Here is a 12,102-nt window from a genome sequence, read left to right on the forward strand (position 1 = left end):
TATTCCTCTTTAAATTACAGACAAAAAAATACCTCAGACAAGGCTGAGGTATTATATAACATTTTTAATAATTAGCTTATTACTTAGTTAATAAATAATAATGCGCAAAATTATTTTATTTTGCTGGTGTATCACAATTGTGACTCAATAGCATTAGTTCACGCAATGCCACTGAGAACTTGGCAAAATCATGACTTTGCGACGTTTTAAACTCAGCCAGCATTTGCTTCCAACGAGTAAGTAATAATTCCTGCTTATCCATCCACTCATCAATTTGGTAATCAACGTCTTTTTCATCTGCTTCAAAGCTATTTAAAACAACCTGAGCCAATGTTCGTTGCTGCCAATCTAACTCTTCACGATAAGATGAACGGGCCAACGCTTGCCAATGGTTAGCAACAGGTTGGTTAGTTATTTGATCTAAGAACCAATGTAAGCCCATTCTTGCACCTAGCTTAAAGTAAGTATTAGACACCATAGCAATGCCTCTACGCGAATTATTAGCAATTTCTGCTAAGTCCATCACCGAGAACAAGCTAGATAATGAAACGATGCGCTTAGCTATATCTAATGGTACTCCACTATCAGTTAACTTAGTTGCAGCTTCATCTATGCGAGCACTTTCCTTTTCAACAATATAAGTGTTCAAGTTATCGCTCAAATCACTAAATGTTGGTGAGAAGTACTCAATACCTTGCTCAATCGTTTGTGATTTATTGCGATGACGCAAGAACCAACGAGTTGCTCTGCGAACAGTTCTACGAAGCTGATAAAGCATTTCTGTTTGTACAGCCGCTGGAATTTTATTATCTAAAGCGCTGATTGATGACCACGTATCACGCATTTCAAAAATTTCACTGGCAATTGAGTAACACATTGCAATTTCAGATTCGCTAGCACCTGTTTCTTCGTGCATACGAACCATGAAATTTAAGCCCATGTCATTAACAATATTATTAGCAAGTTTGGTCGCTATAATTTCTTTACGAAGTGGGTGATTATTCATGGCATCATTAAATTTCTCACGTAGTGGGCGTGGGAATGATTTAACAAGTAATTGGCGATAATACGGGTTTTCTGTAATTTCATCCGTTACAAGCGAATCTTTTAACACCATTTTAGCGTATGAAACCAATACTGATAACTCAGGACGCGTTAGATCTTTGCCTGATGCTGCTCGCTCTGCTAACTCTTCATCACTTGGAATAAACTCTATAGCACGGTCTAATTTGCCATCTTTCTCAAGGGCATGAATAAAGCGAATTTTTTCCTTAAGTGTCGATGTACCACGAGATTGCGTGATTGAAATTGTATGTGTTTGACGATAACAGTCTTTCAATACCAGCTCTGACACTTCATCAGTCATAGAATAAAGCAGTTCATCACGTTGTTTAAGTGTTAAATCACCTTCAGCAACTAAACCATTAAGTAAAATTTTAATGTTTACTTCATTATCTGAACAAGCAACGCCGCCAACGTTATCAATAAAGTCAGTATTTACGCGTCCGCCTTGTTCAGCAAATTCTATGCGTCCAAGTTGCGTAGCACCTAAGTTACCACCCTCACCTAGCACTTTAGCACCCAGTTCTTTACCATTTATACGTAGCGCGTCGTTTGCACGGTCGCCAACGTCAGCATCGGTCTCTTTTGTGTGCTTGATGTATGTACCAATACCACCATTCCAGAGCAAATCAAACTCCATCATTAATGATGCTTTCATTAACTCGTTAGGTGTCATGCTTGCTTTTTTTGTACCCAGCATTTTTTTCATTTCTGGGCTAAGGGTAATCGATTTTGCAGCTCGAGAGAAAATACCACCGCCGGCTGAAATAAGATCTTTGTTGTAGTCTTCCCACGAAGAACGAGGCATATTAAATAAACGTTCACGCTCTACATACGATTTTGAGGCATCAGGATTAGGGTCTACAAATATATGCATATGGTTAAATGCAACTTGTAAACGAATGTGCTTAGACAGCAACATACCATTACCAAATACGTCTCCAGCCATATCGCCAATGGCAACTACTGTAAAATCAGTACTTTGACAGTCAATATCCATCTCACGGAAGTGACGCTTAACAGACTCCCATGCACCTTTAGCGGTTATGCCCATTTTTTTATGGTCGTAACCTACAGAACCACCCGATGCAAAGGCATCACCAAGCCAAAAGTTGTACTCATTTGCAATACCGTTAGCTATATCAGAAAACGTTGCTGTTCCTTTATCGGCAGCCACTACTAAATACGCATCATCTTCATCATGACGAACAACATTACTTGCTGGCACTATTTCACCACGTGCAATATTGTCAGTGATATCTAGCAAACCTCTAATAAAGATTTTATAACACTCTTGGCCTTCTTTAATGAAAGCATCGCGCTCTGATGGTAGCTGTTTACAAACAAATCCACCTTTAGAGCCAACAGGTACAATTACGGTATTTTTAACTTGTTGCGCTTTAACTAATCCCAAAACCTCTGTTCGGAAGTCTTCACGACGGTCCGACCAACGTAAGCCACCGCGAGCTACCTTACCAAAGCGTAAATGTACGCCTTCAACACGAGGCGAATAAACAAATATTTCAAAAGCAGGTAACGGTAACGGTACGTCAGGGATCAAACTAGGTTGTATTTTAAATGATACGTAAGATTTAAACTGGTTCTGAGCGTCTTTTTGGTAGTAGTTAGTGCGCAGCGTAGCCACAATCATATCTACGTATAAACGTATAATGCGGTCATCATCAAGGTTGGCTACGTTTTCAAGCTCAAGATAAATTTGTGCTATTAACTTGTCCAGTGTTTTAGAACTCGCAGGGCTCTTAACAGAAAAACGTTTAGCAAATAAGTTAACGATTTGAGACGCAATATGTGGGTAGTTAGCAAACGTACTTTCAATATATGTTTGAGAAAAAGTAACACCAATTTGGCGCATGTATTTAGCATAAGCACGCAAAATAGAGGCTTCACGACCCGTTAAGCCGCCCATTAGCACTAAACGGTTAAAACCGTCATTCTCTAAACGGTTATTCCATACATTGGTTAAAGCCGCACGAAAACGAGCAGACACTTTATCAAAATCATCCATCCCTTTACTGTCAATCAGCATAGAGAAATCCATGATCCAGTTGATTTTGCCATCGCTTGTTTTAACCGAGTAAGGTGTTTCACCTATTACACGTAAACCAAAGTTTTCTAGCATTGGCATTACATCTGATAAATGAATTGGCTCATCTTTATGAAATAAGCTCAAACGGACAATATTTGTATTCGCCTCTTCTTGAGGGCGATAAAAAAGCATCTCAAGCTTGTTTTCTTCACTTAATAGCTCTAGTTTTTCAATATCTACTACTGCGGCACTCGGTAACACTTCATCTTTGTATGAACGGGCAAACGCGTTACAATATTTACGGTTTAAATCATTTCCACGCGCTTCACCTGCAGACTCTAAAAGTGCAGATTGTAGTTTGTCTTCCCAAGTACGGGCAGCTTCTATTAAATTATTTTCGATGTCTTTCACATTAAATTCGATATTGTTGTCAGTCACACGAACAGTGTAATGAGTACGTGCTAGTGTTGACTCGGAGAAGTAAGTGGTAAATTCGACTTTTTCGTCAGAATTAAATGCATTGCCTAAAATATCTTGAGTTTCCCTGCGCAGGGCTGTGTTGTAGCGCTCGCGAGGAACATAAACCATACAAGAGAAAAAGCGACCATAGGCATCTTTTCGCACAAATAAGCGACACATATCACGCTCTTGCACTTGTAATACACCGGTTGCAACTTCAAGTAACTCATTTTCGCGTGCTTGTACTAACTCATCACGCGGGTAAGTTTCTAAAATATTTAATACCGCTTTGTAAGCGTGTGTGCCTTTTGCAAAATCACACATATCCATTATGCGAGTAATTTTGCTTTTTAAAACAGGAACATCAGCAGCACTATTATTATAAAAATTAGATGAAAATAAACCAATAAAACGGTCTTCACCAATAACATTCCCTTCATCATCAAAACGTTTTACACCAACATAATCGATATAAGCGGGACGATGAACACGAGACTGTGAATTAGTTTTAGTTAGGATCAATAAATTACTGCTGCGTGCTTCCTGGCGAGCCACCTCAGGTAACTCAGAAAGCAAGCGAGTATGCTCTTCAGTAGAGTTTTTTAACAACCCTAAACTTGTATCCATTTTACCTTTAAGCTGATAGTCCCCCTGAACAGGACTTAACTCGTATTCACGATAGCCCATAAGGGTGAAATTATCGCTAACTAGCCAATCTAAAAATTCAACGGTTTCTGCCACTTCACTTTTATTTTTGCCGTGGCGGCGCTTAGGTAGCTCTTTACTTACTTCAATTAGTTTTTTTCTTATTGGCTGCCAGTCTTCAACAGCAACAGACACATCAACAAGTACGGATTCTAATTCTTTTTTGAAAGACTCAATGGCAGACGAATCTGTTTGGCGATCAATTTCTATGAAAAAAACTGTTTTTGTAGATGTAGATTCTTGCTCTGCTTTTAAATTAGATAAGCCTGAGATTTTAGCGTTGTCGTCGCGTTGAATTTTAAGAGGGCTATGAAGTAATAAGTGAGAGGCGATATTTTCACGAGTCATGGCCATACGAACAGAATCAACTAAAAACGGCATATCTTTAGCAATAATTTCTACGATGGTATGTGATGACTGCCAGCCATCTTTTGCCACTTCGGGATTGAAAACGCGAATAACGGCGTCGTCAGTAGTATTTTTTTCTAGCGAATTCCAAAGGCTGAGTGCAGCACCGTATAAGTCACTGTCGTTTCGATTTGCCAAATCCTCTTTAGACATATTGCTGTACAAGGCTTTGGCGAATTTCTCAACGAGTAACACATTATCAGCGTGAACTTTTTTCTGGATAAGCTTACAGACATTATCTAGGATAACCGAGGCTTGGCCTTCATTTCGTGTCATTGTATGTTCCTTAATCTATTACTGCTCAAGAGCAGGAATTTGTACAGCCATTTATTAGTGTGGAGTCAGATAAATTCTAACCCTTTTACAGCTAATAAACAGCTTTTTCGATGAAAACATTTCAAGCTTTTCAGCTATTTGGTCATCTATTCACAAATTATAGATATAAATGGCCAATAGTGGCCATTTAGGAGCAATATTATTCACATTATTTTTTCTGGTCGGTCCACAGAAGACTTCCAATTGCAGGTAATAACAGCACTGCACCTAACATATTCACTAAAAACATGAAGGTAAGAAGTATTCCCATATCAACTTGGAATTTCAAATCTGAAAAAATCCATGTGCTTACACCAATGGCGAGAGTAATACCGGTAAATAGTACCGCACTACCGCGTTCAATGAGTGCATTACGATAAGCAATCGACAATGGTACATTTTGTTTAAGCTGCCCCATCATCGACGAAAGTATATAAATACCGTAATCCACACCAATACCTACCCCTAGGGCAATAACTGGTAAGGTTGATACTGTTAGGCCAATTTCTAGCTGTACCATTAACGCTTGTGCAAGCGTTGATACTATATAAAGCGGTAACACCACAGCAATAGTCGCTTTTACGCTTCTAAAACTCAGTAAGCATAATGCAATAACAGCACCGTATACATATAGCATCATTGGTATTTGAGCCTCAGACACTGACTCGTTTGTAGCGGCCATTACGCCGACAGGACCAGACGCTAATTTAAAGGCAAGCTTTTCTGTCCCTTCTTCATTTGCGAACTGTTTAACGCTTGCAATAACGCGGTCGATAGTCTGCGCTTTGTGATCATCTAAAAAGATAATAACAGGCATCACAGAACAATCACCGTTCAGTAACCCTGTGCTTGTTTCAACACGCGCAGTTGACTGCACTAATGAAGCCGAATTACGCGGCAAGCTCTGCCATTTTAAATTACCTTCGTTGTAACCCGCATTAACAGACTGAGCAACCGAACTTAAACTAACTGCAGATTGAACACCTGCAACATTTTCAACTTTGTATTGAAAACGGCTAATGCGCTCCATTACATCATATTCTGTACATGCTGCTGGATAAGCTTCAACTATCACTTTTAAAATATCTGATGAAATAGTGTACCTGTCCGATATTAAAAAAGTATCCTGATTATAGCGAGCATCTTGATGAAGTGACGGAGCACCTGCATGCAAATCACCTATCCGCATTTTATCAGCTTGCCAGTAACCAAAAGCAAATAAAACAAGCGTAAAGCCAATAATGATTTTAGCTGCTTTAGGATCGGTTGCTTTTACCAATAAATCCCTAACTTTATCAAGCATATTTGGCTTGTTAGCGTCACCTGATTGAATATGAATGCTATTTTCAAATTGCATGTATGAAGCCCAAACAGGCAATAGAATTAAGTTAGTAAATATAATAACCGCAACACCTAAGCTAGCAGTAATTGCAAGCTCACGGATAATACCTATATCAATCGTCAACAAAGTTAAAAAGCCAACAGTGTCTGATAAAAGAGCAATACCACCTGGAATTAAAAGCGCTCTAAAACTTGATTGACAGCAAACTCGCGTACTTTTCCCTTCGCTTACTTTTTTACCTATCGCGTTTATCATTTGTACGCCATGGCTAACACCAATAGCAAATACTAAAAATGGAACTAATATCGACATTGGATCAAGTCCAAAGCCAAGGCTTGAAAGCAACCCTAACTGCCATGCAACCGCAATGATCGAGCATGCAATGGGTAAGATTGTAAGCTTTAAGCTTCCACAGAACAGCCAAACCATAATAAATGTGAAGGCTATGGCAATTGCAAAAAATAACACAACGCCTTTAGCCCCTTCTGCAATATCACCAGCCATCTTTGCAAAACCGATAATATGAATACTTACTTTGTCCGTACTCAGAGGCTCTCTTAACTCTGTTTCGAGCTTTTCTGCAAAGGCTAAGGTGTCTAACTTTTCTTGCGTTTGTGGGTCAGTTTCTAATAATTGCGCTGTTACCATTGCACACGAATAGTCGCTTGCAATCATACGACCAACAACTTTTGCTTTTTCTATATTTTCTTTAACAACGGCTAAGCCACGTTCGTTTGCCTTAAAGTTTGCAGGAATAATTGGGCCACCGGCAAAACCATCCTCAACCACTTCGACAAATCGGGCGCTAGGAGCAAATATAGAGTTTACGAGCGGTCTGTTTACACCGGGTATAAAATAAAGCTGATCATGAACAGCTTTTAACTGAGTAAAAAATTCTGGATTGAATATGTTACCACTGTCATCACACACTGAAATTAAAATACTATTCGCACCACCAAACTGCTTTTCATGCTTGGTATACACTTTCATGTATTCGTGATTTAAAGGGATATTTTTATTAAACGAAGCATCTAGTTGAATGTGCGTGGCTTTAAAAATAAGCAAACAAGTAATAATTGCAAAACTTATAAGCACAACTAAGCGATGTCTAAAAATCGCTTTTTCTATAAAATCTAAAATAGTATGCATTAAGGGGTCAACTCCTTCACTTTAATGCCATCTTCAGTAGCCATTACCAATTTATTATTTTTAATCACACCACCAAGTATCGCTTTACCATCGGCAAGTTGCTCATGAGTTAATAAACCATCCTGTAAGTGAAAAATCACCCCGCTATTTGCTAGCATTAACCACTGTTTGTTATTGTAATTAATAATACTGTTTACAGTAGCAGCTTTAGTACTCTCAAGGTGAAGCCACTCATCTTCATCACGCTGCTTGCTGAATACATTACCTCTAAGCCCTGCGACTACTTCTTGAGAATTATCTGAATTAAAAGCGAAGAAAGAACCTGGGTATATTTCTTCAAGACGCAGCCAAGTTTTACCGTTATCTGTGCTTCTCGCTAGTAAGCCCATCTCACCAACAAGCATTAAGCCTTCAGAAGTTTGTTCAATTCGATTAAAATGTGGCAGGATTGATGCTGTTTCGGCCTCGTATCCTTCAGGATCATTGTTTTTTAAGTCGTTTAAATAATCTCTGTCTTCACTGAACAATAGAGAATCTAAAAATCGTTTTTCCCACTGTTTACCACCATCGGTGGTATGGTAAAACATGCCATACGCACCCACGGCAAAGCCTTCTAATTTATCTTTAAATAAAATATCTAAACACGGCTTATCTAAAGAAGGCTTAGCCTGTTGTAATTGCCAATTATTACCACCATCAACAGTGTTAATAATTGTGGCATCGTGCCCACATGCCCAACCGTTGTTTTCATCACTAAAATCAACAGCGGTTAATAACACTTGCGTAGGCACTAATTCTGCTTGTTGCCACATTTCACCATTTGTACTTTTTATAACTGTTCCATGTTTACCTACAGCAACTAATTCATTGCCTGTATTGATAATGTCAGTTAATAGTGTTTTTTGTGCATTAGGCGCACTAATTGCGTTTTTTGGTGTATCTTGAGCAAAACTCGCACCGCTTATAATCAGGCTGGCACATACCAAATACTTCATAAATTTTAATCGCCTTGAACTGAAAGGAGTGTTTGTCTTTGTAAACGAGGAAAGTTTTTGCGTTGAAAGACAAACGCGATGAGAAAGGAAAAAGGCACCTAACTTAAAATTAGGTGCCTAGTTTTAATTTATCTACCTGCGCGACGTAAGGCGCTAGATGTAAATTCATTATCATTAAATGATTTTGAAAAATCGTACATTTTTTCTTGGTTATCTAAACCAATTGCTAAATAACGACGTGAATTCAAATCATGATAAACTTCTAACGTACTCCACTGAGTGGGTACTTCGTAGTAGTTAAGACCGTAAGCCATTGCTACACGATAAAGCTGATCACGGTTATCGTAAATGTCTGTTACCGTTACTTGCCAGCTATCTTCATCTATATAAAACACACGTTTTTTATAAATGTGACGCGTATCATCTTTAAGGTTAGCCTCTACTACCCAAACACGGTGCTTTTCATAACGAGTATGCTCAGGATTGATGTGGCCAGGCTTTAAAATGTCATCATACTCTAGCTTGTCACTGTGAAGCTTGTAGCTATTATATGGAACATAAAGCTCTTGCTTACCTTTAAGCGTCCAGTTGTAACGGTTTGGTGAGCCATTGAACATATCAAAGTCATCAGTAGTACGTAAGCTATCTGCTGCAGTACCCGGTGCGTCATAAGCAACGTTTGGTGCACGGCGAACACGTCGCTGACCAGAATTATATGTCCATGCTTGGCGTGGCGTTAATATTTGGTCCATTGTTTCATGTACTAGTAATGCAGTACCCGCAAGACGTGCCGGTTGAGTAACACTCTGTTTAAACTTAAACAATATGTTTGAATCTTGCAGCTCGGCAGGTGTAGCACTTGGATCAGAATATTTAACAAGTAGCTGTTCATCAAAACCAACATAGTTGTAAGAACCTGATGCTGTAGGTGCAGCTTGTCCACCAAAACGTTCGATTGACTCACCTCTAAAACGTAATAAATGGTTCCAAATTGCTTCTAAACCTGTTTTAGGGATGGGAAATGGAATACCAATAGCCGTATTTTTAATTCCGTTTCCGCCTTCAATCAATTCGGCAGTAGGCGCAAACTCTTTAGTTGCATCATAAACAAACTGAGGATATGAGGCCGAACGGCGTGTCTCATACACTGGCATTTTGAATGTGTCTGGATACGCTTCAAACAAAGCAATTTGGCCTGGGCTCAAGTTAGCTTTATATTTATCGATGTTTGATTTATCAATAGTGAAAAGCACTTTATCACTTGAAAAAGGGTCTAGGTGATGCATGCCAACATCGTACCCTGCAGGAGCTGCAGTAATACCATTGTTCCATGCTGGAATTGAGCCGTCAGCGTTACCTGCTTTTTCGGCGCCCATTGGCGTTAAATCTTGACCTAAACGCGCTACTTCTTCAGCTGATAGTTTTGCTAAAGTAGCATTACTTGCAAACAAGCTAGCAAAAGCTGCTGCAATGAGGGTAGGTTTTTTAATCATAGTAATGTTACCCCTAAATAGAATATTTTAAGTTAAAAGAAACGTAATCGCGGTCTGAGAATGTATTAACACCGCCACCGCCCCAAAACGAGTTATAGCTCACATCAAGTGACCACGCATTTTGGTAGTTAAAGTTCATCGTAGCACCTAAAGATTTACGATCTTCGATAAATAAGAACATAGGATCTGGTGTATTACCGTTTACGTCATGAGAAAATACAAAACGTGGTGAAAAGTTAATACCTTTGTAAAAGTTGAAGTAATCGCCTTTCGCAATTAGGCGGTAACCCCAAGACGATGCTGTAGCGAATGATTTCTCTTCAGCGCCATTTGATAGACCAAGTTGCAATGTTGAATAATCAGTAGTACCTGGGCCTGTTATTGTGCCACTACGGCCAGTGCCTGATACATTTAAACGCATTTCGTCATAGCCAGGCATATCGTGAATTTTAACTACACCCACTTCACCAACTACAGCCCAGCTATCAGCACCTAATGAAGGACCAAATAAATGTGTTGCTGTAAATTGAATTTGTGATGTGTCGCGTTCAATGTAGCCTTTGGCAACTTCACCTGCACCAACTGAGCTTACCGCATCGCCTATACTCATTTGCGAAATACCCGCAAAATCAGGACGAATACCAGCAACCGCCAATTGCTCAGGCATAGCTGTGTAAAGTAACTCTACGTCATCAATTTGTAGCGGTTCATCTTGGCGAAAAGCAAATTCACCTGCAAACGCTGTTTCGCCAATAGTCGTATTAAAACTTAAACCATATAACTTAATATCTTCAGGGTACTCGTTTTCAGCTTTAGAAAAAGCAGTTAAATCAGCAACATTATCTGACGTGATTTCTGTTGTCATGATCATCGCTAAATCTTGGGCAATTGCAGCTTGTGAAAAGTTTGATACGCGACCAGATATAAGCGGACGACGGCTATGATAATTCACGTGATAGAGTGCAATTTCAGTATCATTAAATTCAGGTAAAAATACACCTAAACGTAAACCATACTGACCGCCATCTTCAGGCTCTGTTTTACCATTATCTCCTTTACCTTTTAAAGCAACTTTAGTTGGGTATGCAAGATACATTTGAGCTAATAAAGCACTTCCTTCTGCACTTGAAGGATCAATACCTTGTGCTGCTGCGGCCAATGCAAAATCAGATGTTAAGTTATTCAGGCTATCTGTTAAAAAAGCGACATCAATATCAGGATTAGACGTAAAACCTAATTGAACATTCTGCTGATAACCATTTTCTGCTGCAAAGTCATTAGTCGAAAAATACGTACCAGCTGCTGGTAAACGCGTTTCTTGCCATTGGTATTGGTAGAAACCTTCAAGGGTAATGTTGTCAGTAATGCCAAGCGATGCCCAAAGCATGCCTACAGGTATGAATGCTTCTTTAAGCTCAGCACCTGGCGCTTTCAATCTATCGATATCTACAGGGTTAACATTTATACCATGAGATATAAGCGTGCTTTCACCCCAGTTAACAACTTGTTGACCAAGACGTACTGAAAGTGGGTTTTTGCCGTCGTTTAAGTCGAAATCAGCCCAAACAAATGCATCAAGTAGGCGAATGTCTGCACAGCTCTGTTCTTTTGTATCTTCATCATCACAAGGATCTACGCTTTGACCTGATGTAGGGTTTGCATAGGCAAAGTCACCATCCATCAACGCAAAGTCATAAAAATACATGAAGCGAGTGAACAAACCGTAGTTATCTTTATTTATTGAAAGGTCGTGTGTTCCCTTCAAAAGTTTTGAAAATGAGTCACCACTGTCAAAATTTAAATTACCAGCATCACCATTATTTGAATAAGAGCCAGGTTGAGCCCATACATCTTGAGATGAGTAAATAGTGTTTAAGGCTGGGTTGTAACCAGTCCAATCAAAAGCAGGGTTATTACTTTTACCTATTAAGCTAAAGTCTCTATCTTCTACACGAATACTTTGGCCGTAAGAAAAAGTTGAATCGAAGGTTATATCAAACCCTCCGGCGTCAAATGTTACAGCCTGTGAACTTGCTGTAGTTAAAGCTAAACTAGCGGCTGCTAAACCTATAGCGATTTTGTTTTTAACAAAAAGCGATCTTCTTATCATTGTGGTTCCCCCCTGTC

At 39.2% G+C, this 12,102-nt stretch carries 5 protein-coding genes; all 5 read right to left on the reverse strand.

Features of this window, described 5'->3' with window-relative positions; all coding sequences use genetic code 11:
- Positions 1-115: 115 nt before the first annotated feature.
- The 5 genes from PS1M3_RS08645 to PS1M3_RS08665 all read right to left on the reverse strand — a co-directional run bounded on the left by PS1M3_RS08645 (position 116) and on the right by PS1M3_RS08665 (position 12,085).
- Positions 116-4,957, reverse strand: a complete 4,842-nt coding sequence (locus PS1M3_RS08645; protein ID WP_138740992.1) for an NAD-glutamate dehydrogenase — start codon at positions 4,955-4,957, stop codon at positions 116-118.
- 208 nt (positions 4,958-5,165) lie between these two features.
- Positions 5,166-7,487 carry an RND family transporter gene (locus PS1M3_RS08650; RefSeq protein WP_008127323.1) on the reverse strand — a complete coding sequence of 774 codons (2,322 nt, stop codon included), beginning with the start codon at positions 7,485-7,487 and terminating at the stop codon, positions 5,166-5,168.
- Positions 7,487-8,482, reverse strand: a complete 996-nt coding sequence (locus PS1M3_RS08655) for a YCF48-related protein (protein ID WP_008127321.1) — start codon at positions 8,480-8,482, stop codon at positions 7,487-7,489. Before PS1M3_RS08655 ends, PS1M3_RS08650 begins: the two co-directional genes overlap by 1 nt.
- 128 nt (positions 8,483-8,610) lie before the next feature.
- Entirely contained in the window at positions 8,611-9,975 is a 1,365-nt protein-coding gene (locus tag PS1M3_RS08660) for a DUF1329 domain-containing protein (protein ID WP_008127319.1), read from the reverse strand.
- A gap of 13 nt (positions 9,976-9,988) precedes the next feature.
- Positions 9,989-12,085 (reverse strand): DUF1302 domain-containing protein, encoded by a 2,097-nt coding sequence (locus PS1M3_RS08665; RefSeq protein WP_203983627.1) that lies wholly within the window; start codon positions 12,083-12,085, stop codon positions 9,989-9,991.
- Positions 12,086-12,102: the final 17 nt, after the last annotated feature.

The organism is Pseudoalteromonas sp. PS1M3 (assembly GCF_016865405.1).
Taxonomy (GTDB): domain Bacteria; phylum Pseudomonadota; class Gammaproteobacteria; order Enterobacterales; family Alteromonadaceae; genus Pseudoalteromonas; species Pseudoalteromonas marina.

Bases quoted from the DNA above. Each gene is read 5' to 3' on its own strand.
- PS1M3_RS08665 (WP_203983627.1), bottom strand. From the start codon at position 12,085: ATGATAAGAAGATCGCTTTTTGTTAAAAACAAAATCGCTATAGGTTTA.
- PS1M3_RS08650 (WP_008127323.1), bottom strand. From the start codon at position 7,487: ATGCATACTATTTTAGATTTTATAGAAAAAGCGATTTTTAGACATCGC.
- PS1M3_RS08660 (WP_008127319.1), bottom strand. From the start codon at position 9,975: ATGATTAAAAAACCTACCCTCATTGCAGCAGCTTTTGCTAGCTTGTTT.
- PS1M3_RS08645 (WP_138740992.1), bottom strand. From the start codon at position 4,957: ATGACACGAAATGAAGGCCAAGCCTCGGTTATCCTAGATAATGTCTGT.
- PS1M3_RS08655 (WP_008127321.1), bottom strand. From the start codon at position 8,482: ATGAAGTATTTGGTATGTGCCAGCCTGATTATAAGCGGTGCGAGTTTT.